Source organism: Cellulomonas sp. P2_B4 (assembly GCF_056404795.1).
Genome location: NZ_JBFUDI010000006.1, coordinates 255,722 through 281,878, shown reverse-complemented (window position 1 = coordinate 281,878; position 26,157 = coordinate 255,722). Strand labels below are relative to the sequence as shown.

27 protein-coding genes are annotated in these 26,157 nt (G+C 71.9%); 17 read left to right on the top strand and 10 right to left on the bottom strand.

The features are described from left to right. The first annotated feature begins 35 nt into the window (after positions 1–35). The 3 genes from AC1DZC_RS12725 to AC1DZC_RS12715 all read left to right on the top strand — a co-directional run bounded on the left by AC1DZC_RS12725 (position 36) and on the right by AC1DZC_RS12715 (position 1,673). Entirely contained in the window at positions 36–488 is a 453-nt protein-coding gene (locus tag AC1DZC_RS12725) for an S-ribosylhomocysteine lyase (protein WP_477038833.1), read from the top strand. Beyond that, the gene (locus tag AC1DZC_RS12720; protein WP_477043532.1) at positions 485–1,204 is read left to right on the top strand and encodes a 5'-methylthioadenosine/adenosylhomocysteine nucleosidase; all 720 of its coding nucleotides are present in this window, start codon (positions 485–487) and stop codon (positions 1,202–1,204) included. Before AC1DZC_RS12725 ends, AC1DZC_RS12720 begins: the two co-directional genes overlap by 4 nt. Before the next feature lie 67 nt (positions 1,205–1,271). Beyond that, the gene (locus AC1DZC_RS12715) at positions 1,272–1,673 is read left to right on the top strand and encodes a RidA family protein (protein WP_477043531.1); all 402 of its coding nucleotides are present in this window, start codon (positions 1,272–1,274) and stop codon (positions 1,671–1,673) included. Between the two features lie 560 nt (positions 1,674–2,233). Here the strand turns inward: AC1DZC_RS12715 and AC1DZC_RS12710 are convergent. Beyond that, on the bottom strand, positions 2,234–2,851 hold the full coding sequence (locus AC1DZC_RS12710) for a TetR/AcrR family transcriptional regulator (RefSeq protein WP_477043530.1): 618 nt from the start codon (positions 2,849–2,851) through the stop codon (positions 2,234–2,236). Between the two features lie 102 nt (positions 2,852–2,953). Between AC1DZC_RS12710 and AC1DZC_RS12705 the strand changes: the two genes are divergently transcribed. From AC1DZC_RS12705 to AC1DZC_RS12695, 3 genes are all read left to right on the top strand, one after another. Further along, on the top strand, positions 2,954–4,387 hold the full coding sequence (locus tag AC1DZC_RS12705) for an FAD-dependent monooxygenase (protein ID WP_477043529.1): 1,434 nt from the start codon (positions 2,954–2,956) through the stop codon (positions 4,385–4,387). 117 nt (positions 4,388–4,504) lie between these two features. Beyond that, complete coding sequence (locus AC1DZC_RS12700; RefSeq protein WP_477043528.1) at positions 4,505–5,206, top strand: Clp protease N-terminal domain-containing protein; 702 nt, start codon at positions 4,505–4,507, stop codon at positions 5,204–5,206. Positions 5,207–5,631: 425 nt separating this feature from the next. After that, positions 5,632–6,972 carry an NYN domain-containing protein gene (locus AC1DZC_RS12695; RefSeq protein ID WP_477038817.1) on the top strand — a complete coding sequence of 447 codons (1,341 nt, stop codon included), beginning with the start codon at positions 5,632–5,634 and terminating at the stop codon, positions 6,970–6,972. Positions 6,973–6,990: 18 nt separating this feature from the next. On the opposite strand, the gene AC1DZC_RS12690 is transcribed toward AC1DZC_RS12695, so the two are convergent. After that, positions 6,991–7,725 (bottom strand): GntR family transcriptional regulator, encoded by a 735-nt coding sequence (locus AC1DZC_RS12690; RefSeq protein ID WP_477043527.1) that lies wholly within the window; start codon positions 7,723–7,725, stop codon positions 6,991–6,993. A gap of 96 nt (positions 7,726–7,821) precedes the next feature. Between AC1DZC_RS12690 and AC1DZC_RS12685 the strand changes: the two genes are divergently transcribed. The 5 genes from AC1DZC_RS12685 to AC1DZC_RS12665 all read left to right on the top strand — a co-directional run bounded on the left by AC1DZC_RS12685 (position 7,822) and on the right by AC1DZC_RS12665 (position 12,739). Beyond that, positions 7,822–8,676, top strand: coding sequence for a class II fructose-bisphosphate aldolase (locus AC1DZC_RS12685; RefSeq protein ID WP_477043526.1), 855 nt, complete (start codon positions 7,822–7,824; stop codon positions 8,674–8,676). Further along, complete coding sequence (locus AC1DZC_RS12680) at positions 8,673–9,467, top strand: HAD-IA family hydrolase (protein ID WP_477043525.1); 795 nt, start codon at positions 8,673–8,675, stop codon at positions 9,465–9,467. The genes AC1DZC_RS12685 and AC1DZC_RS12680 overlap by 4 nt, the downstream gene beginning before the upstream one ends. Then, positions 9,457–10,077, top strand: a complete 621-nt coding sequence (dhaL, locus tag AC1DZC_RS12675) for a dihydroxyacetone kinase subunit DhaL (protein ID WP_477043524.1) — start codon at positions 9,457–9,459, stop codon at positions 10,075–10,077. Before AC1DZC_RS12680 ends, dhaL begins: the two co-directional genes overlap by 11 nt. A gap of 75 nt (positions 10,078–10,152) precedes the next feature. Beyond that, positions 10,153–11,148: a dihydroxyacetone kinase subunit DhaK gene (gene dhaK, locus AC1DZC_RS12670; RefSeq protein WP_477038812.1), complete on the top strand. Its 996-nt coding sequence runs from the start codon at positions 10,153–10,155 to the stop codon at positions 11,146–11,148. A gap of 310 nt (positions 11,149–11,458) precedes the next feature. Further along, on the top strand, positions 11,459–12,739 hold the full coding sequence (locus AC1DZC_RS12665; RefSeq protein ID WP_477043523.1) for a glycoside hydrolase family 6 protein: 1,281 nt from the start codon (positions 11,459–11,461) through the stop codon (positions 12,737–12,739). Between the two features lie 207 nt (positions 12,740–12,946). Here the strand turns inward: AC1DZC_RS12665 and AC1DZC_RS12660 are convergent, their stop codons facing one another. After that, a complete protein-coding gene (locus AC1DZC_RS12660) occupies positions 12,947–13,318 on the bottom strand; it encodes a DUF2255 family protein (RefSeq protein ID WP_477043522.1) in 372 nt (123 codons plus the stop codon). A gap of 24 nt (positions 13,319–13,342) precedes the next feature. Then, on the bottom strand, positions 13,343–14,329 hold the full coding sequence (locus AC1DZC_RS12655) for an aldo/keto reductase (RefSeq protein WP_477043521.1): 987 nt from the start codon (positions 14,327–14,329) through the stop codon (positions 13,343–13,345). 139 nt (positions 14,330–14,468) lie between these two features. On the opposite strand from AC1DZC_RS12655, the gene AC1DZC_RS12650 reads away from it, so the two are divergent. Then, the gene (locus tag AC1DZC_RS12650) at positions 14,469–15,356 is read left to right on the top strand and encodes a helix-turn-helix transcriptional regulator (RefSeq protein ID WP_477043520.1); all 888 of its coding nucleotides are present in this window, start codon (positions 14,469–14,471) and stop codon (positions 15,354–15,356) included. Positions 15,357–15,404: 48 nt separating this feature from the next. Here AC1DZC_RS12650 and AC1DZC_RS12645 read toward each other — a convergent pair whose 3' ends face one another. Then, positions 15,405–16,193, bottom strand: coding sequence for a glycoside hydrolase family 16 protein (locus AC1DZC_RS12645; RefSeq protein ID WP_477043519.1), 789 nt, complete (start codon positions 16,191–16,193; stop codon positions 15,405–15,407). Positions 16,194–16,240: 47 nt separating this feature from the next. Between AC1DZC_RS12645 and AC1DZC_RS12640 the strand changes: the two genes are divergently transcribed. Further along, positions 16,241–16,816 carry a DUF998 domain-containing protein gene (locus AC1DZC_RS12640; protein ID WP_477038809.1) on the top strand — a complete coding sequence of 192 codons (576 nt, stop codon included), beginning with the start codon at positions 16,241–16,243 and terminating at the stop codon, positions 16,814–16,816. Positions 16,817–16,952: 136 nt separating this feature from the next. Continuing rightward, positions 16,953–17,573: a dihydrofolate reductase family protein gene (locus AC1DZC_RS12635; RefSeq protein ID WP_477043518.1), complete on the top strand. Its 621-nt coding sequence runs from the start codon at positions 16,953–16,955 to the stop codon at positions 17,571–17,573. A gap of 5 nt (positions 17,574–17,578) precedes the next feature. Here AC1DZC_RS12635 and AC1DZC_RS12630 read toward each other — a convergent pair whose 3' ends face one another. Then, the gene (locus tag AC1DZC_RS12630) at positions 17,579–18,685 is read right to left on the bottom strand and encodes a flavin-containing monooxygenase (RefSeq protein WP_477043517.1); all 1,107 of its coding nucleotides are present in this window, start codon (positions 18,683–18,685) and stop codon (positions 17,579–17,581) included. A gap of 97 nt (positions 18,686–18,782) precedes the next feature. On the opposite strand from AC1DZC_RS12630, the gene AC1DZC_RS12625 reads away from it, so the two are divergent. From AC1DZC_RS12625 to AC1DZC_RS12615, 3 genes are read left to right on the top strand one after another with little or no spacing between them, the layout of a single operon-like run. Beyond that, complete coding sequence (locus tag AC1DZC_RS12625) at positions 18,783–19,211, top strand: MarR family winged helix-turn-helix transcriptional regulator (protein WP_477043516.1); 429 nt, start codon at positions 18,783–18,785, stop codon at positions 19,209–19,211. Then, complete coding sequence (locus AC1DZC_RS12620) at positions 19,208–20,581, top strand: MFS transporter (protein WP_477043515.1); 1,374 nt, start codon at positions 19,208–19,210, stop codon at positions 20,579–20,581. The genes AC1DZC_RS12625 and AC1DZC_RS12620 overlap by 4 nt, the downstream gene beginning before the upstream one ends. Next, positions 20,578–21,135 carry an isochorismatase family protein gene (locus tag AC1DZC_RS12615; protein WP_477043514.1) on the top strand — a complete coding sequence of 186 codons (558 nt, stop codon included), beginning with the start codon at positions 20,578–20,580 and terminating at the stop codon, positions 21,133–21,135. Before AC1DZC_RS12620 ends, AC1DZC_RS12615 begins: the two co-directional genes overlap by 4 nt. On the opposite strand, the gene rlmC is transcribed toward AC1DZC_RS12615, so the two are convergent. The 4 genes from rlmC to AC1DZC_RS12595 all read right to left on the bottom strand — a co-directional run bounded on the left by rlmC (position 21,132) and on the right by AC1DZC_RS12595 (position 26,125). Continuing rightward, positions 21,132–22,247, bottom strand: coding sequence for a 23S rRNA (uracil(747)-C(5))-methyltransferase RlmC (gene rlmC / locus AC1DZC_RS12610; protein ID WP_477043513.1), 1,116 nt, complete (start codon positions 22,245–22,247; stop codon positions 21,132–21,134). The genes AC1DZC_RS12615 and rlmC overlap by 4 nt on opposite strands. A 10-nt stretch (positions 22,248–22,257) precedes the next feature. After that, positions 22,258–22,761, bottom strand: a complete 504-nt coding sequence (locus AC1DZC_RS12605) for a mycothiol transferase (protein ID WP_477038802.1) — start codon at positions 22,759–22,761, stop codon at positions 22,258–22,260. Between the two features lie 104 nt (positions 22,762–22,865). Continuing rightward, the gene (locus tag AC1DZC_RS12600) at positions 22,866–25,001 is read right to left on the bottom strand and encodes an alpha/beta fold hydrolase (protein ID WP_477043512.1); all 2,136 of its coding nucleotides are present in this window, start codon (positions 24,999–25,001) and stop codon (positions 22,866–22,868) included. 32 nt (positions 25,002–25,033) lie between these two features. Continuing rightward, complete coding sequence (locus tag AC1DZC_RS12595) at positions 25,034–26,125, bottom strand: class I SAM-dependent methyltransferase (protein WP_477043511.1); 1,092 nt, start codon at positions 26,123–26,125, stop codon at positions 25,034–25,036. Positions 26,126–26,157 lie beyond the last annotated feature (32 nt).

Here is a 26,157-nt window from a genome sequence, read left to right as displayed (position 1 = left end):
CTCACCGAAGGACATCAGCCGTGAACCAGCCCCGCATGAACGTCGAGTCGTTCAACCTCGACCACCGCACCGTCGTCGCGCCCTACGTCCGGCTCGCGGACACGAAGCGCCTGCCGGCCGGCGACGAGCTGACCAAGTACGACATCCGGTTCACCCAGCCGAACGTCGCCCACCTGGAGATGCCGACCGTCCACTCGCTCGAGCACCTCTTCGCCGAGCACTCGCGCAACCACTCCGAGCGCGTCGTCGACTTCTCGCCGATGGGCTGCCAGACCGGGTTCTACCTGATCCTGCAGGGCGTGTGGACGTACGACGAGGTGCTGGACCTGGTGCAGTCGACGCTCGAGGACATCCTCACCGCGACCGAGGTGCCCGCCGCGAACGAGGTGCAGTGCGGCTGGGGCGCCAACCACACGCTCGAGGGCGCCCAGGACGCCGCGCGGACGTTCCTCGCGGCCCGCGACGAGTGGGCGACCGTCACCGCATGATCGCCGTCGACGCGGTCGTCGTGACCGCCATGGCCGACGAGTCCGCGCCGTTCATGGCGCGCGCGGACGTCGTCGGCGACCCGACCCAGATGGGGCACGCCGAGCACCGGCTGCTGACCGTCGGCGGTCGCCAGGTGCTCCTCGTGCAGTGCGGGATCGGCCTGGTCAACTCGGCGACCGCCGCGGCCGTCGCCATCCAGGGCACCCACCCGCGGGCCGTGATCAGCGCCGGCAGCGCGGGCGGGGTCGGGCTCGACGTGCGGGTCGGCGACGTCGTCGTCGGCTCCGAGTACGTCTACTCCGGCGCCGACGCCCGCGCCTTCGGGTACGAGCTCGGCCAGGTGCCGGGCATGCCCGAGGTGTACGAGGCCGAGCAGGTGCTGCACGACGCGGCCATCGGCGCGGCCGTCGACCTGCGGGTGCGCACCGGCACCGTGCTCTCGGGCGACGCGTTCATCGACGCGAGCCGCGTCGAGCGGATCCGGGCCGCGTTCCCGACCGCCGTCGCGATCGACATGGAGTCCGCGGCCCTCGCCCACACGTCGCACCTGTACGGCGTGCCGTTCCTGTCGGTGCGCGGCATCTCCGACCTGTGCGGCCCCGTCGCGGGCGAGGACTTCCTGACCCACGTCGACGACGCCGCCGACCGCTCGGCCGCCGTCGTCCTGGAGGTCCTGCGTCGGCTGGCCGTCGGCGACATGGCCCACGCGCGCTGACCCTGCCGGTCCGAGCACGCCGCGCTCGCGGGGGGTGCGTGTCAGTGGTCGGTGGGACGGTGGATTCATGGAGATCACCCGTCTGCAACCGGCCGGTCTCGTCGTGAGCCCGGCGTTCAGCCACGTCGCCGTCGTGCCCGCGGGCGCGACGACCATCTACGTCGGCGGCCAGAACGGCGTCGACGACACCGGAGCCGTCGTCTCGGCAGACGCCGCCGAGCAGTCGGTCCGCGCCGTCGAGAACGTGCGGACCGCGCTCGAGGCGGTCGGCGCCTCGCTGGCCGACGTCGTGCAGTGGACCGTCCTCATCCACGAGGACGCCGACCTGCGCGCGGCCTACGGCGCGATCGCGCCGCTGCTCGCCGGGCCCGGCGCGCCTCCGCTCGTCACCGCCGCGCTCGTGGCGGGCCTCGGCGTGCCGGGTGCTCTCATCGAGGTGAGCGTCATCGCCGCCACCGTGTCGGCCTGAGCGCGATCGTCGTGCGGGAGTCGATGCTCTACCGGCTTCGCGAAGACGACCGTGCGCTGGAGCTGGTGGCCGGCGGCGAACATGGCGAGCTCGGTGAGGACCTTGGCGGGCAGGAGCGAGGCCCCGAGGCCGGTCATCGCGGCGAGAAGGCCGTGGCTGGCGGCGAGGCTTGTGGCTGCCCAGGTCCAGCACTGAGCGGCAGCTGCGCGTAGCGGCTTCTCCCGCCCCCGCGCGGAGACCAGGCAGCGGTTGACCGCGAAGTTGACCGTGCGAAAGTGCGAAGACGCGTTCCCCTCGAGATAGACGGTCTCGATGGGGACCTCCTCGACTCCGTCCCCGTCCTGCGACGCCCGCAGCAGGAGGTCCAGCTCGTACTCGAACCGGTCGCCTGGCACGCTCTGCAGCCAGTCGAGCAGACCGGCCGGGTAGCCACGCACGTCAGCGAGATCCTGAGGACCCCCGGCGATGCGGAGGTGCGCTTCTTCATGCACCCGTGTCTACGGAGCGGGTCTGTCCGCGCGGGATGCCCGGGCTGTGCGGCATCTGTGCCGTGGTCCGTCCTATCGGGCCCAGAGGCTCCGTTCGGCCATCAGCCCGAGGCGCCGAGCCGTCTCCGCCTCAGTGAGCCCGCGGCCGGTGAAGAGCTGGTCGAACGCCTCGAAACCGCCGAGCACCCACAGCACGTCGGCCGCTTCCTCGACCGAGACCCCCGGCGCCAGGTACCCCTCCTCGGCGAGGCGCTCCGCGAGCCGGCGCTGGCCCTCGGCGCGGCCGCGCTCGACCACCTCGAACGCGCGCCGCACGGACTCGGGGTCGAGCGACCACATCGAGTAGATCGTGCGGGACACGTCCCGTTCCGACGCGTACACCGACGCCGCCGCCCGCAGGGCCTCGAGGACCGCCTCGCGCGCGTCCGGGAGCGCGACCGCGTCCACGATCCGCTGGAACCCGGTCCGCACGAGCATGTCCTGGCCGAGTGCCTCGAAGAGACCCGCCTTGTCCCCGAAGACGAGGTAGACGGTCGAACGGGCGACGCCGGCCGCCTGGGCGACCCTGTCGATGCTCAGCGGCTCGGTGGGTGCGGCGCGCAGGCGGTCGCGCGTCGCATCGAGGATCCGCCGACGGGTCTCGTCGGCGGCCGCTGCGCGTGCCTGCTGGGTGTACTTCCGCGTCGTCACGACCGACATCCTACTTTCACTTGACACGGAGTCCGACAAAAGACACTCTGTCTCGTGAAAGACAGTATGTCCGATGAAACTCGAACCAGGAAGCGAACCACCATGACCACCAGCACCTCCCCCACCGTGATCGTCGTCGGGGCGGGCCCCGCGGGCCTGACCGCCGCCATTACGCTCGCCCGGCACGGCGTCCGCACGCTCGTCGTCGAGCGCCGCACGGAGCTGTCCGACTTCCCGCGCGCCACCGGGATCAACCTCCGCACGATGGAGCTCCTGCGGGCCTGGGGCCTCGAGGACGCCGTCCGCGAGGGCGCGATCGACGTGAGCACGACCGGCTGGATCGGTCGGACCCTGGCATCGCCCGACGGGACGGCCACGTCCATGGGGTTCCCGTCGCCCGAGCTCGCAGCCGCGATCAGCCCGACGACGCCCGTCATCGCCCCGCAGGACCACCTCGAACCCGTGCTCCTGCGCCATCTGTGCACGCTCGAAGGCGTCGAGGTTCGGCTCGGCACGGAGCTCGTCGGCCTCACCCAGGACGACGGCGGCGTGACCGTGGCGCTACGAGAGGACGGCACCACGACCACCGTGCGGTCGCAGTACGTCATCGGCGCCGATGGGGCGCACAGCGGCGTCCGCCAGTGCGTCGGGCTCACCATGACCGGTCCCGGCACCCTGGGCGCCTACCTCGCGGTCCTGTTCCGCGGGCCGGTCGCCGACGTCGTCGGCGAGCGTCGGCACGGGCTCTACATGATCGAGCGGCAGGGTCCGCCGTGGGTGTTCCTGCCGACCGACAACCGGGACCGCTGGGTGTTCTCCATGACGTGGGACCCCACCCGGGAATCGCTCACCGACTACCCCCGCGAGCGGCTCGTCGAGCTGATCCGCGCGGGCGCCGGCGCCCCTGACCTCGACCCCGAGATCATCTGGAGCGGCGACTTCACGTTCACGGCGCAGATCGTCGACCACTACCGCGCGGGTCGCGTCTTCGTTGTCGGTGATGCGGCGCACCGCACCACCCCGCGCGGCGCGACGGGCATGAACACCGCGATCCAGGACGGCTACGACCTCGGCTGGAAGCTCGCCTGGACCCTGCGGGGATGGGCCGACGAGGCGCTGCTCGACACCTATGAGGACGAGCGGCGGCCGGTCGGGCTGCGCAACATGTACCGCTCCGCCGTCGAGTCGGCGCACCGGGACGTCTCCCAGGACTACCTGGACGACGTCGTACACCGGATCCGGCACCACTGGCTGGCGGACGGGTGCACCTCGACCCTCGATCTGCTCGGCGACGGGCTCACGCTCCTGACGGCGGCCGCCGGCGAGCCCTGGCCCGACGGCTCCGGCGGCGTGCAGGTACGTCAGCACCAGCTCGACCCGGCGGCCGCCGAGGCGTTGCACCTCGGGACGTCCGGCGCGGTCCTCGTGCGGCCCGACGGACATCCCGTCGCGCAGTGGTCGACGGCTCCCGACGGTCACGAGCTCTGCGCGGCGATCCGGCGGGCGGTCTGCGTCGGCGACGCAGCACTCGTGTGATGAGCCGTCGGTCGAGATCGGGTGCCGCCAGCCACGCGGTCGGCGGCACCCAGCGCACGTCGGGGTAGGCGTCAACTCGGGGTTGACGACTCTGGATCGTCAACCTACGGTTGACGCATGACGACCACACGCCTTCCCAGCACCGTCCGTCTCGACGACCTGATCGACGCGATCACCACCCACGAGGACGACGTCCTCGCGCGGCTGCAGACCGCCGTGCTGACCGCGCAGCACCTCGACGGGATCGCCGACCACCTCATCGGCCATTTCGTCGACCAGGCCCGCCGGTCCGGGGCGTCCTGGACCGAGATCGGCTCCAGCATGGGCGTCACCAAGCAGGCCGCCCAGAAGCGGTTCGTCGCCAAGGAGCCCGACCTCGACGCCCAGCAGGGGTTCGCGCGGTTCACCGCGGCCGCCGGGAACGTCGTCGTCGCGGCGCAGGAGGAGGCGCGTGCCGCCGGCAACGACCAGACGACCGCGGCGCACCTGGTGCTGGGGCTGCTCGCCGAGCCCACCGACCTCGGCGCCGGCGCGCTGGACGCCGCGGCCGTGACCCCGCAGGCCGTCCGTGCGGCCGTCACGCTGCCGCCCGCCGTCGCCGAGGTGCCGGCACTGATCCCCTACGACGCGACCGCCAAGAAGGCGCTCGAGCTGACCTTCCGCGAGGCGGTCCGGCTCGGCGCCGAGCACGTGGGCACCGAGCACGTGCTGCTGGCGCTGCTCGAGGTGGAGAACGGGGACGGTCCGCTCTCGTCGCTGGGCGTCACCAAGGCGGGGGTCGACGAGTTCGTCGCGTCCCGGCCGCCGGCTGACGCCTGAGCGCTGCCCGCCCGCTGCTCGCCAGCACCGGCCCCCCGCGGGCCGACCCGCAGCCCAATGGGGCCTTCGGCGCTCGCTGGCCCCCCAGTGCGGACCTGGCGCCGCTTGGGACGCGTGGGACCGGTGGGGCGCCTGAGGTACCTCACCAGTCCCACGCGTCACTTCCGTCACTCACGCCGCCAGATCGGCGCGGTCACGGACGCCGGAGCGGGCGATCGTGCGCTCCGACGGGTGGCGAACGGCTCGTCGGGGGACGAACGGGCTCGACGAGTGGCGAGCGGTACTCAGCACGGCGAACGGGCGGCCAACGACTCGTCGCGCGGGTCAGGACGGGCCTCGTCGCGACGACGAACGAGGGGCATGTCACGCGGGGTGGCTGTGGGTCGAGGCGCCGTCCGGGGCCTCGACCGAGGATGATGCGACGGGTGAGCACATCGAGCGTGACCTCCGCCGACCGCCCCGAGACCGGCCGCCGCTTCCGGACCGCCCTGTTCGTCGACTTCGACAACGTCTACATCGGCCTGCAGCGGCTGGACCCGGTCGCCGCCGAGGCGTTCGCGACGGACCCGGCGCACTGGCTCAGCGAGCTGGAGAACGGGACCGACTCGGAGGGCGACTTCACGCGCAAGTTCCTCATCCGCGCCTGCTACCTCAACCCGTCGCGCTTCGCGCAGTTCCGGCCCAACTTCACGCGCGCCGGGTTCCAGGTGGTCGACTGCCCGTCGCTGACCCAGCAGGGCAAGAGCAGCGCCGACATCAACCTGGTCCTGGACGCCGTGGACGCGCTCGCCGCCCCCACGCGCTACGAGGAGTTCGTCATCGTCTCCGCCGACGCCGACTTCACTCCCCTGGCGCTGCGCTGCCGGGCCGCCGACCGCCGCGTCACGATCATGACCGCGAGCCCCGCCGCCGCCGCGTACCGCGCGGTCGCCGACCACGTCATCACCGCCGACGACCTCGCCGAGCTCGTCACCAGCACGGCGTCGACGCTCAACGTGGAGGCACCGCGGACCCCGGCACCGACGAGAGGCCGCGCGAAGCAGACGGGCAAGGTCGAGCAGGCCGAGAAGGAGCCGGCCGCCGCTGCGCCGGCCGTCGGTGCCGAGGCGATCGCGACGGAGGCGGTCGCGAGCGAGGCCGCCCGCAGGGCGATCCTGCAGCGGGTCCGGACCGCGGACCGACCCGTCACGCTCGGGGCCGTCGCGGGCGCCGCCCAGAAGGCCGACCCCACCCTGAGCGGGTCCAGCTGGGGAGGCGCCGGCGGGTTCCTGCAGTGGCTCGCCCGCAACGTGCCCGAGGTCGCCTCGTCGCCGCGTCCTCCGGGCTACGTCTGGGACCCGAAGCGGTTCGGCGAGGCCGACCTGCCGGGCGCGGTCGCCGAGCCCGACACCGACCCGAGCGCCCTGCAGCGCCAGGTCACCGCCGTCACCGACACCCCCGGCCTGAGCCGGTCGAACTACCGGGTGCTGCTGACCGCGCTCGCCGCCGACCTGGCGTCGCACCCGTTCGACCGCGCCGAGACGTCACGGCGGGTGCGCAAGGCGTGCCAGGAGGCCGGCGCGGCCGTCGGGAGGTCGACCGTCAACTTCGTCATCTCCGGCACCCTCTACGGGGGCCAGGAGCTGACGTCCAAGACCACCGCCGCCGACCTTGCCGGCGCGTGGGCGGACAACGTGGTGGGACTGTGCCGCGGCGCGCGCATGGAGCTGAGCAACGGCGACGTCGCCGCGATCCGGGAGTGGGTGGGTGGCGGGCTGCTCAAGTAGCCGAGGACCGCAGCCCGGTCAGCGGTCGTAGTCGAAGCGCAGCCGCATGCGGTCGCCGCGGAACACGATCGAGCTGTACTCGAACGGACGCGAGAGGGCGTCGAAGATCACGTCCTGCAGCTGCAGGGCGGGCTCCCCGCGACGCATGCCCAGGTGACGGGCCTCGGCGATCGTGACGGCGACAGCCTCGAGGTCCTCGTGCACACGCCTCATGGGCAGTCCGTAGTGCTCCTCGAGCACGACGCAGAGCTGGTTGGCGACGACGTCGTGGCCGTCGAGCCCGGGCGCGAGGCGGGCCGGGACGTAGGAGCGGTGCAGGGAGATGGGCTCGCCGCCGACCGACCGCACGCGGACCACGACGTACGTCTCCTCGTCGTCGGCGAGAGCGAGCCGCTCCCGGACACCCGACGACGGGGTCTCGAGGGTGAGCGAGATGAGCCGGGTCGAAGTCTCGTAGCCCTGCGACTCCAGCTGCTCGCGCACGCCGCGGTAGGCCGGTGACACGGTGCTGATCTTGGGCGTCGCCACGTACGTGCCCTTGCCGGGGACGCGCACCAGGAGCCCGTCGCCGACCAGCTTGGTCAGGACGCCGCGCACCGTCATCCGGCTGAGCCCGAACATCTTGTTGAGCTCGTTCTCCGACGGGATCCGCTGCCCCGGCGCCCACTGACCGCTGACGATCCGCTCGTGCAGGATCTGCTCGAGCTGGACGTACAGCGGGGTGGCGGAGTCGCGCTCCAGCACGTTGGTCATGAGGCACAGACTTTCACGGATCACCCTCCGCTGGTCGTGCATGAGTAGACCTGTCTAGACTGCCGAAGGATCGGACACATCGGTCGGAGGCTGGGCATGATCGCGTCGACGCTGACGATGACACTCGACGCCCGAGCGCGCGGCTACGCGGTACCGGCGGTCAACGTCCTCGACGACCTGAGCCTGCGCGCCGTGGTCGCGGCGGCGGTGGCCGCACGGTCCCCCCTGATCGTCCAGGTGTCCGTGAAGACCGTCCGCTCCATCGGCACGGACCTCATGACGACGATGTTCCGGTCGGCTGCGAGCAACACCGACGTCCCGATCGCGCTGCACMTGGACCACTGCCCCGACCGCGCGGTGATCAGCGACGTCGTGCGGGCCGGCTGGTCGTCGGTGCTCTTCGACGCGTCGGACCGCTCGCTGGAGGACGCCGAGCGGGAGACCGCCGAGGTCGTGGCGGAGGCGCACGCGAACGGCGTCGACGTGGAGTCCGAGATCGAGAACATCGTCGGCGTCGAGGACGGCGTGGGCTCCGACGTCGCGCTGCACGCCTACGACATCGGGACGCTGGCCGCCGTCGCGGGCCGGACGGGCGTCGACCTGCTCGCGCCGCAGCTCGGCACAGCCCACGGCGAGTACAAGGCCAAGCCCGTCCTGCGGCCCGACCGGGTCCGGGAGCTGGCGTCCCTGACCGACCGGCCGATCGTCCTGCACGGCGGGACCGGCCTGTCGCGGGAGGACTTCCAGACGTTCATCGACGCCGGCGTCTCCAAGATCAACATCTCGACCGCCGTGAAGGTCGCCTACATGCGCTCCGCCGAGACGCACCTCGCCGGCGCGCGCGAGAAGAGCAAGTGGGACCCGCCGAGCATGTTCCGCGACATCTCCGACGCGGTGACCTCGGCCATCGCCGAGTGCATCGACGAGTTCGGCTCGGCGGGACGCGCATGACGCCGGCCCTGATCTTCGACTGCGACGGCGTGCTGGCCGACACGGAGCGTGACGGACACCTGCCGGCGTTCAACCTGACGTTCGCGGACGCCGGCGTGCCGATCCACTGGTCGCAGGAGGAGTACGGGCACCTGCTGGCGATCGGCGGCGGCAAGGAGCGGCTCGCGACGGTGTTCACGCCGGTGTTCGTCGAGACCGCGGGGCTGCCCACCGACCCGCAGGAGCAGAAGGAGCTCGTCGCCGCCTGGCACAAGACCAAGACCGCGCACTACACGGCGATGGTCGCGGCCGGTGTCATGCCCGCCCGCCCGGGGATCGCGCGGATCGTCGAGGAGGCCGCGGCGCGCGGCTGGCGGCTGGCGGTCGCGTCGACGAGTGCCGAGGCGTCCGTGCGCGCGGTCCTCGAGCACGCGGTCGGGGTGGAGCGTGCGCGGGACTTCGCGGTGTTCGCCGGAGACGTGGTGCCCGCCAAGAAGCCCGCGCCTGACATCTACCTGCTGGCCATGCGCGAGCTGGGGCTCGGTCCGCAGGACGCGGTCGTCGTCGAGGACAGCGCGAACGGCCTGCAGGCGGCACTCGGCGCGGGCCTGCACACGGTCGTCACGGTGAGCAGCTACACCGCCGACGAGGACTTCACGGGTGCGTCCCTCGTGGTCACATCGCTGGGCGACCTGCCCGACGACCCCGCGACCGTCCTGTCCGACCCCCGCGACCTGCGACCCGTCGGCGAGGTCCACCTCAGCCACCTCGAGCAACTCCTCAACGAGAGCGAGCAGTCCCGTGTCCCCTGACGTCCCCCGCGTCGAGCTCGTCGTCCGCACGATCGCCGACACCTGCGTCGAGAACGAGAAATACTTCGGGGACCTGGACTCGGTGGTGGGCGACGGCGACTTCGGGTTCTCGCTGGCCCGCGGGTTCGAGAACGTGATCGCCCAGTGGGACTCGTTCGACCGCACCGACGTCGGCACGTTCCTGCAGAAGGTCGCCATCGTCATGACCGGGCGGATCGGCGGCACGTCCGGCCCCATCTGGGGGACGGCGTTCCTGCGCGCGGCCGCCGTGGTCAAGGGCAAGCCCGACGCCTCCGGCGAGGACGTCGTCGCGATGCTGCGTGCCGCCATCGAGGGCATCAAGGCGCGCGGGGGTGCGGACCTCGGCGAGAAGACGCTGCTCGACGCGCTCGCACCCATGACCGACACGATCGAGGCGAACCTCGGCGCGGACCCGGAGGACATCGCGAAGCGCGCTGCCGAGACCGCCCGCGAGGCCGCCGAGGCGACCGTGACCATGCAGGCCCGTCGCGGCCGTGCCTCCTACACCGGCGAACGCAGCATCGGCTCGGTGGACCCGGGCGCGATCGCTGTGGCCGTTCTCGCGGAGAAGGTTGCCGCGACCTGGTGACACAGACGTCCGCGCTCCGGGGGCGACGCGGCGACAAGAGACAGTCCGACACGACGATGTGTGGAGGCAGTACTGATGAAGAAGTTCGTGAACGACCCCAAGAACTTCGTCCCGGAGATGCTCAAGGGGATCGCACTGGCCAACCCCGACACCCTGCGCTACGTCCCCGAGTACAACCTGATCATGCGGGCCGACGCCCCCAGCCACGACAAGGTCTCGATCATCCAGGGATCGGGCTCCGGCCACGAGCCCGCGCACGTCATGGTCGTGGGCAAGGGGATGCTCGACGGCGCCTGTCCCGGTGACGTGTTCGCGGCGCCGCCCATGGAGTACGTGCTCGAGACCGCCAAGCTGCTCGCGTCCGACAAGGGCGTCCTGCTGCTGGTGAACAACTACACGGGCGACAAGATGGCGTTCGAGATGGCGGCCGAGCTGGCCGAGGCCGAGGGCCTGAACGTCAAGACGCTGTTCATCAACGACGACGTGGCCGTCAAGGACTCCACCTGGACCGTGGGCCGCCGCGGTGTGGCCGGCAACTTCTTCGTCATGAAGGCCGTCGGTGCGGCGGCCGAGGCCGGGGCGTCGCTCGACGAGCTGGTGCGCATCGGCGAGAAGGTCAACTCCGTGACGCGAACCATGGGCATCGCCCTGACCGCGTGCACGCCGCCCGCCAAGGGCTCCCCGTTGTTCGAGCTCGGCGACGACGAGATGGAGATCGGCGTCGGGATCCACGGCGAGCCCGGTCGTCGTCGCGCCAAGCTCGTGAGTGCCGACGAGATCGTCGACGAGCTGCTCGGCGCGGTCGTGCCGGACCTGCCGTACAACAGCGGCGACGAGGTCGCGCTCATGATCAACGGCCTCGGTGGGACGCCCATCAGCGAGCTCTACCTGCTCTACGGCGCCGCGCACGAGAAGCTCGCCGCCCAGGGCATCACGGTCGGTCGCAGCTACGTGGGCGAGTACTGCACGTCGCTCGACATGGCCGGTGCGTCGCTGACCCTGGTCCAGCTCGACGACGAGATCAAGCAGCTGCTGCTCGCGCCCGCGGAGATCGCCAACCGGGTGTTCTGAGGCCGGCACGGGGCCGACGAACCGGGCTGGAAAGGCCGCACGCGACGCTGCGTGCGGCCTTTCTTGAGCCGACGAGCGCCGAGGACGCGTCGGTGGCGAGCCGCACGCGAGGCCGCATGCGGCCCTTCCTGAGCCGACGACCGAGGAAGCGTTGCGGGCGAGTCGCACGCGACGCCGCGTGCGGCCGTTCTTTCCTTACCGGTACACCTTGCGGCGGCGGGTGAGTGACGGCATGCTCTGGAGGTGGCAGTGGGAGCGCTCCCCTGCCCGTCACGAGAACGGTCATCCGACAACGACGTAGGAGACTTCCGTGCCCCATCCCCTGGTTCCCACGCGCTCGAGAGTGCTGACGGCCGTCGCCGTGGTAGCGCTCTCACTCGGCGTCGCCGCCCCGGCGGCCGCCCACGACAACCACCACCCCGCGCCCGCGACCCGCCTGTTCACCCCGCCGCCGGACAAGGGCGCGGTCCAGCAGATCGCCCAACTGGCCAAGACGCACCAGTGGTCCGACGCCCTGGCGCTCACCAAGATGGCGACGACTCCGCAGGCCGTCTGGTTCACCAAGGGCACGCCGGCCGAGGTCAAGAAATCGGTCCAGAAGACGATGCTCCAGGCGAAGCTGACGCACACGATCCCGGTACTCGTCGCCTACAACCTGCCGTTCCGCGACTGCGCGCAGTACTCGGCGGGTGGGGCGGCCGACACGGCGAGCTACCTGGCGTGGATCGACGCGTTCGCGGCGGGCATCGGCACCGGACAGGCGATCGTCCTGCTCGAGCCCGACGGCCTGGGCATCATCCCCTGGTACACGACGATCAACGGGGACCACGAGTGGTGCCAGCCCGCCGAGCTCGACCCGGCGACGGCGGCCTCCGACCGGTTCGCCCAGGTCAACGGCGCGGTCGACCGGATCACAGCGCTGCCGAACACGTCCCTCTACCTCGACGGCACCCACAGCGGCTGGCTGGGCACCGGCGACATCGCCGACCGCCTGCACAAGGCCGGCGTCGAGAAGGCCGACGGGTTCTTCCTGAACGTGTCCAACTACGAGACGAGCGAGCGTCAGGCGAAGTACGCGTCCTGGATCTCGCAGTGCCTCTGGTACGGCACCAACACCGCTGAGGGCGGCTGGCGCGTCGGCCACTTCGACTACTGCGGGAGCCAGTACTACCCCGCCACGTCGAGCGACTTCAGCACGTGGGGCCTCACCGACCAGTGGTACCTCGACAACGTGACCAACGCCGCCAACCCGCCGGCCGGGCCGGACGTCCTGGCGCACGCGGTGATCGACACCAGCCGCAACGGCCAGGGCCCGTGGACCGCGCCGGCCGGCAGCCCCGCCGGTGACCCGCAGGTCTGGTGCAACCCGCCGGGCCGTGGGCTCGGCCTGAAGCCCACCCTGAGCACCGGCAACCCGTACGTGGACGCCTACCTGTGGGTCAAGATCCCGGGCGAGTCCGACGGCCAGTGCACCCGGTGGGCACCGGACGGCGGGATCGACCCCGTCCGCGGCTACGCCGACCCGGCAGCGGGTGACTGGTTCCCGGAGATGGCGCTCGAGCTCGTCCACAACGCGAACCCGGGCCTGTAGGACCGACGACCGGGGGCGGCCACATCCCGCCCCCGGTCAGCGGTGCCTGCCCCGCACCCGCGTCAGGACGCGCTGGTGTCGAGATGCACACAGGTTGACCGCCGCTGAGCGTCGTACTTTGACTGGCTGGCGGTTCTTCTCGTCTCGCGGGCAAGGTACGCCGCGGCTGGTACCGCGTCTTGGCGGCAACCTCGGCCGTGCACGCGATCAGCGTGGCGAGATTCGCACGGTCGCCGACCTGGGTCCGGATCCCTGCATGATCGGCACGGCGGAGCTGCCCGGGTACTTGGCCTCGTAGGCGGAATCGATTGCGGCTTGGTCGGCCTCGGTCGCCGACTCGAACGTGACGTCGAAGTCCTGGCCGCCGACGCGCACCCGACCGGCCCGCTGGGCGATCGCGGCCCGATACCAGCGTGATTGCGGACCGTTCGCGGCGCGGACGTAGACGTCGCCGTCCACGACGAGAGCCCAGGTCTGGGTGGGGGTGCCGTGGGTGTGGCCGTCGGGGCGGAACGGGGAGACGAACAGGTCCTGGTTCTGCTCGATGACGGCGAGCTGATCGGCGGTCCAGTGCGTCACGGTGCCCTCCTGTGGTGTTCGAGGTCAGTGATCGATCGAGGCCATGTTGGCCTCGTCGTGCCGCTCACCGGCGGCGGGCTCGAGGTTGTCGAGGCGGTGCAGCTGTGCCGGGGTCAGCTCGATGGCGTCGGCGGCGGTGTTCTCTTCAACGCGGGACACGCGGCGGCTGCCGGGGATCGGGGCGATGTCCTCGCCGCGGCTCAGCAGCCAGGCCAGCGCGGTCTGTGCGGGCGTGGCGCCGTTCTCGGCGCCGATGGCCCGCACCTCGTCGACGATCGCGAGGTTGCGCGCGAAGTTCTCGCCGGTGAAGCGGGGGTTGGTCTTGCGCCAGTCGTCGTCGGCGAAGTCGGCCACGGTGCGGATCTGCCCGGTGAGCAGGCCGTGGCCAAGCGGGGAGTAGGGCACGAACCCGATGCCGAGCTCACGCAACAGCGGCAGGATCTCCGCCTCGACGTCCCGTGTCCACAGCGAGTACTCGGTCTGCAGAGCGGTGAGCGGGTGCACGGCGTGCGCGCGGCGGATGGTGTCCGCACCTGCCTCGGACAGGCCGATGTATCGGATCTTGCCCTCGGTGACGAGCTCGGCCAGCGCCGAGACGGTGTCTTCGATGGGCGTGGCCGGGTCGACGCGGTGCTGGTAGTACAGGTCGATGTGGTCGGTGCCCAACCGGCGCAGGGAGCCCTCGACGGCGGCCCGCACGTTGGCAGGACTGCTGTCGGTCACGCCGGGGACCGGCTCGCCGCTCGTGTGCTGGACGAGCCCGAACTTGGTCGCGATGACGACCTCGTCGCGTCGGCCCCGGACAGCCGTCCCGACGACCTCTTCGCTGTGGAACGGTCCGTAGATCTCGGCGGTGTCGATGTGGGTGACGCCCAGGTCCAGCGCGCGGTGGATCGTGCGGATCGACTCGGTGTCGTCCAGGGCGCCTTCGCTGGTGTACGTGCCGGCCATCGTCATGGCGCCCAGCCCAATGCGGGAGACCTCGAGGCCTGCCAGGTGTGCGGTCTTCATGAAGGTGACTCCAAGTCGTGAGGTTCAGGCCGAGCGGTACGAGCCATGCAACCCGCCACGAGAGAGGCGAAGAAGTCACTGCTGGAAGGTGTACCGACAGCCCACCCCAGGGCCGACCGGCCGGTCGTACGGTGACGAAGTGGACAACCGCGACGAGATCAAGGACTTCCTGCGCACCCGTCGAGCCCGGCTCACCCCAGAGGAAGCCGGCCTGAGCGCGTTCGCCAGCAACCGGCGGGTGCCCGGTCTCAAGCGCGGCGAGGTCGCCGACCTGGCCGGGGTCAGCGTCGAGTACTACGCCCAGATCGAACGCGGCAACCTGGCCGGGGTCTCCGACAGCGTCCTGGACTCCCTGGGACGCGCCCTGCAGCTCGACGAAGCCGAACGCACCCACCTGGCCGACCTCGCCCGCGCCGCTGGTCCGGCGACCCGGCAGCGCCGCAAGCCGGCGCCCGGTCAGATCCGCCCCGGGGTGCAGCGCCTGCTCGACCTCATCGGCGACGCCGTCCCGGTCATCGTGAACAACCGCCGCCTCGACCTGGTCGCCGCCAACACCCTCGGCCGCTCCCTGTTCTCACCGGTGTACGCCACACCCCACCCGGTCGGCAGCCCCGCTAACCACGCCCGGTTCACCTTCCTTGACGACCGCGCCCGCGACTTCTGGATCGACTGGGAACGCGCCGCCGACGACTCTGTCTCCCAGCTGCGCACCGAAGCCGGGCGGGACCCCTACGACCGGGCGCTGACTGACCTGGTCGGCGAGCTCAGCACCCAGAGCCCACCGTTCCGCACCCGCTGGGCCGCGCACGATGTCCGCCTACACCGCGTCGGACGCAAGCACGTCCGCCACCCCGTCGTCGGCGAGCTCCACCTCGATTTCGAGGTCCTCGACCTGCCCGCCGACCCCGGATTGACTCTCATCACCTTCACCAGCCCGGCGGGCTCGCCCGACGAAGACGCCATCCGAATGCTGGCCAGCTGGGCAGCGACCACTACCGAGACCGCACCAAGCACGCGTCGTCCGTAGCCACGTTCAGAGCTTGACTGGCCGTACTTCAAGTATCCGAGCCCGATTTCAAACAAGTCTGGGTCGACGCGGACCTGCGGCGATCCGGTCCACGACGAGCTCCGGGACCGCGTCGTCGTCACCCCCGACCGAGCGGTCGGGGAAGTCGAACACCGCGAGCATCAGCTGCACCGGGTACGTCGGCGGCCGCGGACACGACCGCACGAGCGTCTCGTCGACGAAGAACGACGCCTCGTCGGCCGACCACTCGACCGCGTACGTGTGGAAGTCCGCGACGTCGACGGGTACCCGCGGTGCGGCGAAGTCCTCGGACACGTCGGGGTCGCGGAACGCGTGCAGACCCATCCCCACGGCCGCCGACGACCCCGCGACGACCGCGTCGCCGAACACCTCCATCACGCAGATCTCCGCGCACCGCTCGGGGCGGTCCTCGAGGCCGACCATCCACAGCGCGACCATCGATCGCGGCGTGATCATGGCCCGCGCCCGCATCTCGACGCGGCCGCCCGACGGCGTCCAGCCGTCGAACGGCTCCTGCTGCTCACGCACGACGAGCCCGGGACGGTACGGCTGCTGACCGTCGGTGCTGCCCACCGGACCGGAGCGGTTGCCCGTCTGCAGACCCGAGACGCGGGTGGGCGGTCGGTGGTCCTCGGCGCACCACGGGCCCTGCGACGGCGGGATCGACAGGTGCAGGCACGAGTCCCGGATCGCGTACGTGGCGGCCGTCTGCGCACGGGAGCTCCACGCGGGCAGGTAGTGCGGGAACCACAGCCCGCGGTCGAGGTCGGGTGCGTCGAAGTCGTCGACGACCCATCCGTGCGTACCGTCGGCCACGAACCCAGTGTCGTCCGGATGTCCCGCACCAGCACGAGATGAGACCCATGCGCACCGTCCCCGGCTGGGCGCTCGCGTCCGCGATCGCCGCCCCCGTCGGGATGATCGGCGGCTGGACGCTGGCCGCCGCCCGTCAGCCGTCTTTCGACCCGACCACCGAGACGATCAGCGCGCTGGCCGCGACGACCGCCACCGACGCCTGGGTGATGACCGCCGGGCTGGCCCTGACCGGCGTCGCGCACCTGGTCACGGCGGCCGGGCTGGGACCGGTCCCCCGCGCGGGCCGCGCGCTGCTCGCCCTCGGCGGAGCAGCGACGCTCGCCGTGGCGCTCCTGCCGTCCGACGTCGCACCCCGGGCGCACGGGATCGCCGCGACGGTCGGCTTCGGCGCGCTCGCCCTGTGGCCTGCCCTGGCGGCCCGACGCGGACCGGGCGTCCTACGACCGGCCGTCTCGATTACCGCGTCGGCCGCGCTGGTCGGTCTGCTGGCCACGTTCGGTGCCGAGCTGGCGCGCGGCGGCGATGCGATCGGGCTCACCGAGCGCGCGCTCGCCGGGGCGCAGGCGTTGTGGCCGCTGGTGGTCGTGGTCGCCCTTCGCCGGTCGTTGCGCTCACCCGAGTAGGCCCCGCCACCTGCGCGATCGCATCCGGGAGGACCGACGTGCGCACGTTCCCGAGCCGAGATCCAGGCGAGCTGGACCACTCGACGGGCACAGACGTGGTCCTTACCGGGGGTCCAGCCGCGTCCTACGGTGAGGCATGGGAATCGTGAGAGTGAGCGCGTCGGTGTCGCTCGACGGCTTCAGCGCCGGGCCGGACACCTCCACCGAGCACCCCCTGGGCGTCGGCGGCGAGCGCCTGCACCGCTGGCTGTTCCCCGAGCCGGATGCCGACCGTGACGTCCCGGCCGACGGGGCGACGCCGACGGGGCATGACGCCGAGGTCGCGGCGACGCAGTTCGCTCGCACCGGCGCCGTGATCGTGGGCCGTCTCACCTACGACATCGGCGTGGACCTCTGGGGTGACGTGCCGTTCCCCGTGCCGACGTTCGTCGTGACGAGCCGCCCGCACGAGCCGCGACCCATGCGCAGCGACGTCTTCACGTTCGTCACCGACGGCATCGGCAGCGCACTCGACCAGGCGCGTGCGGCCGCCGGAGACCGGGACGTGCTGGTCATGGGCGGCGCGAGCGTCCAGCAGCAGTACCTGGCCGCGGGGCTGGTCGACGAGCTGGAGCTCAACGTGGTCCCGGTCCTGCTGCACCGCGGTGTGCGGCTCCTGGACGACACCGGCGACGAGCAGACCGAGCTCGTGCGCACGGGCGTCGTCGCGACGGATGCGGCCACGCACGTGACGTTCCGGGTCGCGCGTCGTCCGTGAGGTCCTCAGCCCGAGCGCCGCCGCGAGACGGCGCGGGCGATCCGGCGGGCGTCCAGGCGCAGCTCGCGGAGCATGCCGCTGATCGGGTGCGTGAACCCCGCGAAGTAGAGCCCGGGCAGGGTCCGCGCCGGCACGCCGTGGTCGTCGAGCACGCCCAGGTCACCGACCACCGCGTCCAGGCCCGGGCGGTACCCGGTGGCCAGGAGCACGATCTCCGGCTCGATACGGCTCCCGTCGGCGAGCACGACGGCCGGGCCGTCGAACGCCGTCACGGTCGGCACCGGCTCGACGGTCCCCGCCTGCACGGCCGCGATGAGCCCGACGTCCTGCAGCGGCAGCGCCCCCTCGATCACGCGCGTGTACAGGCCGGTGGTCGGCCGGGGCAGACCGTACGACGACAGGTCGGGCACCTCGACGCGCGCGATCAGCGCGGCGACGGCGTCGACCATCCGCACCGGCATCCGGCGCACGACGATCCCGGTGCCCTGCGCGGGCCAGCCGAAGTTGGAGCGCCGGACGATGTGCGGCGGGGTCCGCACGGCGAGCCGGACGCGCGACGCGCCGCCCTCGGTGAGGTCGACGGCGATCTCGGCGCCCGTGTTCCCGACGCCCACGACGAGCACGTCCCGGCCGACGTACGGCGCCGCGTTCCGGTACTCCGCGGCGTAGACGACCTCGCCGTCGAACGTGCCCGGCCAGCGCGGCGGGACCGGGGTGTGGTTGATCCCCGTCGCGACGACCACCTCGCGGCCGCTCATCACCCCGTGGCTCGTCTCGAGCAGCCACCGACCGTCGTCGCCCTGCGAGATGCGCGTGACCTCGACCCCCGTCTGCACGCGCAGGTGGTGGTGCTCGACGTACTGCTCGAGGTAGGCGACCACGTCGTCGCGCGCCACCCACCGGCCGAACCGCCGCGGGATCCGCAACCCACCCAGGTGCGACAGGTTCCGCGTGGTGTGCAGGTGGAGACGCTCGTAGTGCCGCCGCCAGGAGGCGCCGACGGCGTCGGACCTCTCGAGCACGAGGGCGGGGATGCCACGGCGGTGCAGCGCGGCGGCGGCGGCCAGCCCCGCGGGGCCACCACCGACGACGAGGACAGGGTCGACGGCCATGCGCATTCCTACCGCACGGCAGGCGCGATCGGCTGCGCGGCGCGAGATCGACAGTTTCAACTGGACAGTTTGCACTGCCGGAGTTACCGTCGGAGGCATGAGCGACGACTCCGTCCGCGCGGCACACGAGCTGCGGGTCGTCGTCGGCCGGCTGCGTCGGCAGCTGCGCGAGGTGAGCGCGACCGGCGACCTGACCCCGTCGCAGACGTCGCTACTGAGCCGCCTCGACCGCGACGGCGCGGCGTCCGCCAGCGACCTCGCCGCGGCCGAACGCGTCCGGCCCCAGTCGGTGGCCGCCCAGCTGGCCGCGCTCGACGAGCTCGGGCTGATCGAGCGGCACCCCGACCCGAACGACGGCCGCCGCCATCTGATCATGTTGAGCGACGCGGGCGTGGAACGGCTGTCCGGCGACCGGCAGGCCCGTCAGGAGTGGCTCGCCCGTGCCATCGAGGATCGGTTCTCCGACGACGAGCGGCACACGCTCATGGCCGCGCTCGCCCTGCTCGACCGGCTCGCGGAACCGTGACCGCGACCGTCGAACGCACCCAGGCCGTCGGGTTCGACCGCCGCCTGACCGCACCGCTCGTCCTCGGGTCTGTGCTCAACCCGATCAACTCCTCGATGATCGCCGTCTCGTTGATCCCCATCGGGATCGCGTTCGGCGCTCCCCCGGCCCAGACGATCTGGCTGGTCAGCGCGCTGTACCTGGCCACCGCGGTCGGTCAGCCGGTGGTCGGCCGGCTCGTGGAGCTGTTCGGACCGCGCCGGCTCTACCTTCTGGGCACGGGGCTGGTCGGCGTCGCGGGCGTGCTCGGCGCGATCGCCCCGAGCCTCGGTCTCCTCGTCGGCGCGCGGGTCCTGCTGGGCTTCGGCACCTGCGCCGCCTACCCCGCCGCGATGTATCTGCTGCGCAGCGAGCAGGAGCGCACGGGCGTGAAGAGCCCGGCGTTCGTCCTGACCGCGCTGGCCGTCGCCAACCAGACCGTCGCGATCATCGGGCCCACCCTGGGCGGCCTGCTCATCGGAGTCGGCGGCTGGCGGACGATCTTCACGGTCAACATCCCCCTCGCGATCGCCTGCCTGGTCCTGGGCTCGCGTCGCCTGCCGCGCACCGTGCCCACCACCGAGACCCGCGGCCTCGACGTCCCGGGCATGGTCCTGTTCGCGACGATGCTCACCACGCTCATGCTCTTCCTGACGGAGCCGGCCGCGGACGAGTGGTACCTCCCGGTCGTCGCCGTCGTCGCCGCGATCGCGCTCGTCGTGCGCGAGCTGGGACAGCGGGCACCCTTCCTCGACCTGCGGATCCTGGGCGGGAACGTGCCGCTGCTGGCCACCTACCTGCGCCAGATCCTGCAGTCGACCGTCACGTACGCGTTCATGTACGGGTACGTGCAGTGGCTCGAGGCCGGGCGTGGGCTGAGCGCCTCGTCGGCCGGACTGCTGCTCCTGCCGATGTCGGCCGCGGCGCTGTGCGCGTCGGCGATCTCCGGACGACGCCCGCAGCTGCGCGGGAAGCTCGTCGTCGGCGGGATCGCGCTGGTCGCCGGGACGGTCGCGCTGCTCGAGGTGCACGCCAGCACCGCGCTGTGGGTGCTCGTCGGCGTCGCGATGCTCATCGGCGTCTCGCAGGGCCTGAACGGGCTGGCCAACCAGAACGCGCTCTACCGGCAGGCCGAGCCCGCCCGCATGGGCTCGTCGGCGGGGCTGCTGCGCACGTTCACCTACCTCGGCGCGATGGCGGCGTCCGCCGTCCTGGCCGCCTCGTTCAGCCACGGCGCCACCACCGCCGGCCTGCACCACCTGACCTGGGTGATGGTCGGCTGCGCCCTCGTCCTGCTCGTCGTCACCGTGCTCGACCGTTCCCTGTCACGCACCACCCTGGAGACCGCATGAGCCTCACCGCGCTCGACCCCGTCACCGCCCTGGTCGTCATCGACCTGCAGAAGGGGATCGTCGGCCAGCCGACGGCACACCCGTCGGCCGACGTCGTCCGGAACGCCGCCGCCCTCGCCGACGCGTTCCGCCGGCGCGGCCTCCCGGTCGCGCTCGTCAACGTCACGGGCGGCGCACCGGGTCGCACCCAGGCCCCTCCCCGCGGCGGCGACCGACCCGCCGACTGGGCCGACCTCGTGCCCGAGCTGGGCCTGCAGCCGTCCGACCTCACGGTCACCAAGCGCACGTGGGGCGCGTTCCACGGGACCTCCCTGGACGGGGGCCTGCGCGACCTCGGCGTCACCCAGGTCGTCCTCGCCGGCATCTCGACGAGCATCGGCGTCGAGTCGACCGCTCGCGGTGCCCACGAGCGGGGCTACAACGTCACGCTCGCCGTCGACGCCATGACGGACATGAACGCGGACGCGCACGACAACAGCGTCGGCCGGATCTTCCCGCGCCTCGGCGAGACCGGGACGACCGCCGAGGTCCTCGCGCTGCTCGGCGCCCGCTAGACCCGTTCCAGCAGGGTCAGGACCTCGTAGTGCGTGGTCTGCGGGAACATGTCGAGCAGCTGCCCGCGCACCGGCAGCAGCGACGGCATCGCCGCCAGGTCCCGGGCCAGCGACTCCGCGTTACAGCTGGAGTAGACGACGTGGGACGCCGACGACGCCTCGAGGTAGGCCGCGAGCTGCGCCCCGATGCCGCGGCGCGGCGGGTTCACGACCACCAGCTCGGGCGCCTCGTGCGTGACGGCGAACGCGGTGGCGTCATCGGCCTCGAACCGCACCCGGTCCAGTCGGAGGTCCGCCGCCGAGAGGCGGGCGCTCGCGACGGCCTCGACGCTCGTCTCGATCCCGACGACGTCCCGGTCGCCGCCGGCCACGTGCAGCGCGAACCCGCCGACCCCGCAGTACAGGTCCCAGACGGAGGTCGGCCCCACGGAGCCGATCCAGGACGTCGCCTGCCGGTACAGGGCCGCGGCGACGTCGGTGTTCGTCTGGAAGAAGCTCTGCGGGCGCAGGTGCAGGTCGATGTCGTTGACGCGCATCCGCAGGGTCTCGTGCGGCGTCAGCAGGATCTCCCGCTCCCCCTCGAGCACCGCCTTGTGGTCGGGCAGCAGGTTCACCGACGCGACCCGTAGCGCCGGCAGGGCGTCGAGGAGCGCGGGCAGGTGCTTGCGGATCCGCGCCACGGGCTCCTGCGAGCGCAGCACGAACCGGACCATGAGCTCGCCGTCCGGCGACTGCGTGACCAGCAGGTTCTTCAGCTCGCCGGTGCGTGCCGCGATGTCGTACGGCGTGAGGTTCGCGTGCGCGACGAACGCCGCGAGCACCGGGAACACGGCCTGCAGCGAGTCGGGGTAGAGCCCGCACGACTGCAGGTCCACGCCGTGGCCGGCCGCGTCGAGGATGCCGAGCGTGGGCTCGTCGGCAGTCCCGGTGACCACCATCTTCGCCTTGTTCCGGTACCCGGACTCGGCGCTCGGGAACGGAGACAGCCACTGCAGGTCGGTGCCCAGCAGGGACTCGACGTGCTCCTGCTTCGCCGCCAGCTGGTCGTCGTACGGCCGGCCCATCCACGTGCACGAGCGGCAGACCTCGGCATCGAAGTAGGCGCAGCGCATACGGGCGAGCCTACGTCGCGCGCTCCAACAGCCCCCGCACGAAGGACGCCTGCCCCGCGTGCTGGAGGCTGTCGCCGATGATGCTCACGAGCCGGACCCCGAGCGTCACGGGCGGATCCCACCGGACGTCCACCACCCGGTCGAGCGCGGCGTCGGACAGGGTCCGCAGGTACGCGGCCGTGCGCGCCGCGGTCGCGTCGTAGTAGCCGAGCAGCAGCTCCGCGCTCGCCTCGACCTGGCCGACCTCGGTGCTGCTCTGCCCGTACCCCGTCTCCTCGTCGCCGAACGGGAGCGCGAACCGGTCGGCCCACTGCGACCACACCTGGTCGGTCCCCGTGACGTCGGCGATCTGCGCGTCCTCCCCGCGGGCAGCGTGCCAGGCCAGCCACGCGATCGTGTTCGCCTGCGGGCCGGCCCGCCACGTCAGCTGGACCACGTCCAGCCCGCCCACGGCGCGGTGCAGCACGCCGCCGACCCGTCCGTGCGACTCGACCAGCAGCTCGGTGACATCCATGCGGCCCCTGCCCTCCCGCGGCGCCCCTCGCCGCGCTCACGACCGTAGGGGCAAGCGGCCGTCGCCGCGCGAGCAGGGACCGACAGGTCCTGGCTGCGCGCGGCCTAGAGCAGATCCGCCAGCATCGCGGCCGCGCGGGCCGCGCCGTCCGTCGCGACCGGGCGGTAGCGAACGTCGCGGCCGACCTCCTTGACGATCGCCTCCGCGAGCGCGTCTTGGTCCAGCGCCTCCTCGTAGGGCAGGTGCCGACCCGCCTCGTAGCGGTCGAGGCGCGCCCGCACGTGGAGGTTCTGCTCGAAGTGGTGCCGCAGCGGGACGTACACGAACGGCTTGTTCAGAGCGGTCAGCTCCATCGTGGTCGTCAGACCGCCCTGCACCACGGCCACGTCGCACGCCGCCAGGTGCCGGAACAGGTCCGGGACGTAGCCGAGCACGGTGGAGCCCTCGTACGCCGGCAACGACGCCGGGTCGATCCGCGGGCCCGTGACGAACGCGAACCGCACCTCCGGCGCGAGCCGACGGACCAGCGGGACGACGTCCATGACCCGCCGCAGGAGCGACGTCCCGACGCCGGAGCCTCCGACCGTGACCAGGCAGAGCTTCTCCCCCGGCGCGACGCCCAGCGACTCGCGCACGCGCTGCGTGTCCTGCAGCGCGGCCGGGTCGAAGCCGGTGACGTAGCCGGCGAAGTCGAAGTTCTCCTCGGTCCAGGTGCGGATGTTGGGCAGCCCCGGGCCGAAGTCGTCCTCGACGATGTCGTCGGGGTCGCCGACGAACACCGACCGGTCCCGCACGCGCGCGAACCGCGCCCGCTGCTCGATCATCTCCGCGTTGTAGTCGGCGGTCAGCGCCGCCTCCCGGGGTCCGCCGTCGGGCATCGGGAGCCAGCCGACGAAGTCCGTCATCCACGCGAACGAGAAACGCTTGAGCTCGGGGTTCTCGTGCAGGAAGTAGTCGACGTCCCAGGCCTCGTCGCCGATCACCAGGTCGTAGTCGCCGTCCGCGACGACCTCGTCGAACACCATGAAGTTGTGCACGAGGATCTCGTCCATCCGGCGGATCGTCTGGAACGCGTGCAGGTCGTGCTCGCCGGACTCGTGCTCGATGTGCCCGGACTCGTTGCGCAGCCACGCGGACGCGGGGTGCACCCGCTCGCCGTGCTGGCCGAGCACGCGCGTCACCGGGTGCTGCGCGAGCCAGTCGATCTGCAGGTCGGGTTGCTGCAGGCGCAGCTCGGCCGCGATCGCGACGTCGCGCTGGGCATGGCCCAGGCCGATGGGCGACGAGAGGTAGAGCGCCCGCTTCGACCGCGTCGACGCGCGGGTCCACCGCGGCTTCGTCGGACGGGGGTGGATCGTGTCGACGAACTGCGCGATCAGGTGGTTGACCTTCACCGGGTCGCGCGCGGACGGGCCGTGACCGGCGTGCTCGAGCAGCACCAGGTCGCCGCCGGTCAGCTCGGCCAGCATCTCGCCGAACGCCTGCGGCCGGATGCGGTCCTCGGTGCCGTGCAGCACGACGACCGGGCACCGCACCCGCCGCGCGAGCGGGGCGATCGGCTCGCACACCGCGCCCTCGCAGCCGATCCGGCCGGCGGTCGTGTCGACGAGCGTCTGCGGGCTGATCTCGTGCGCCCAGCCGATGCAGTCCTCGATCTGCTTGGTCGAGTGCGGCTCGGAGAACATCTTCGCGAAGAAGAAGTCGACGAAGTCGTCGTAGCCGTCGCCGAGCCAGTAGTGCTTGTTGTACTTCGCCCAGCCCTCGGTGCTGTCGACCGGCTCGTCGAACGGGACGTGGTCGCGGCCCGGGGTCGCGACGTCGAGGCCGCACGAGGGCCCGATCGCGAACATGCCTTCGACCCGCGACGGGTGCTTCGCGGCGACGTGCACCACGTAGGACGCCCCGCACGACTCGGTGACCATCACCGCGGACTCGGTGCCGGTGGCGTCGAGCACCGCGACGACGTCGTCGGCGTACTCGCCGTCCGTGTAGGCGGCCGCGCCGGCCGGACGGCTGGAGGCACCGCTGCCGCGGCCGTCGAAGGTGATCACGCGATAGTGCCGGGCCAGAAAGCCGATCTGCGCTTTCCAGAACCGCGACGGGACGATCGACCACGTCGGGACGAGCATCACGGTCGGCCTGCCCGGGTTCTCGTACACCTCGTAGGCCAGCTCGACCCCGTCGCGCAGCGCCAGTCCCGCCGCGTCGGGGACAGCGGACCTGCTCGGGTGATCGCTCACCCGAGCAGTGTCCGCCTCATGGACGTCCGTCGTCACGGTCGGACCTCGAACACGTTGTTGAACGGGGTGGTCGCCGCGGTCCGGAACGCGCGGAAACCGGCGGCGGTCGAGACGTCGCGGATCTTGGCCGGGCCTGCCTGTGTGCCCAGCGCGAGGCCGACGTCCTGGCTCAGCGACGCGGGCGTGCACAGCAGCGTCGAGAAGCCGTAGTACGCGCGGCCGACGGTGTTGAGGTTGTCCTCGACGTGGTCGCCCGCCATCGGCTCGACGACCATCCACGTGCCGTCGTCGGCGATCGCGCTGCGCACGTGCCGCGCGGCACCGACGGGGTCACCCATGTCGTGCAGGCAGTCGAACATCGCGATCAGGTCGTAGCCCGTGCCCGTGAAGGCGGTGGCCGAGGCGACCTCGAACGTCACGCGGTCCTCGACGCCCGCCGCCTTGGCACGCTCGCGCGCCACCTCGATCGACCCGGCGTGGTAGTCGGACCCGACGAACGTGGCGTTCGGGAACGCCTTGGCCAGCAGGATCGTCGACGCGCCGTGCCCGCAGCCGACGTCGGCCACCTTGCCGCCCGCCTCGAGCTTGGCCGAGACGCCCTCGAGCGCCGGGATCCACTCGGTGAGCAGGTGGCCGTTGTACATCGTCCGGAAGAACCGCTCGCACCCGTGGTGCACGTCGCCGTTGTGCGCGTGCCACCCGAGCCCGTCACCGTCACGAGCGGCCGAGTAGATGTCGGGAGCGTCCCGGACGGTGCCGAGCGCGAGCTGGAAGAAACCCGCCAGGTAGGCGGGACTGGTCGGGTCGGCCAGCGCGACGGCGTGCTCGGCGGGCAGTGTGTAGCGGCGGGCCTCGGCGTCGTAGTCGACGTAGCCGCCGGCCGCCTGGTTGTTCAGCCACTCGCGGGCGTACGGCTCGTAGGTGCCGGTCTGCTCCGCCAGCTCCGCCGGCGTGATCGGCCGGCCGTCCGCCATCGCCGTGTAGTAGCCCAGCTTGTCGCCCATCACGACGAGCGCCGTGTTCAGGGTCGCGCCGACCTCGTCGACCGCGCGGAACACGAACGACATGAGCTTGTCGGGGTCGATGGTCCGCTGGGGCAGGGCCTGGACGGGTGTCTCGGTCATGGTGATGCAGCTCCTCGGTGTGTCGGGTTTGT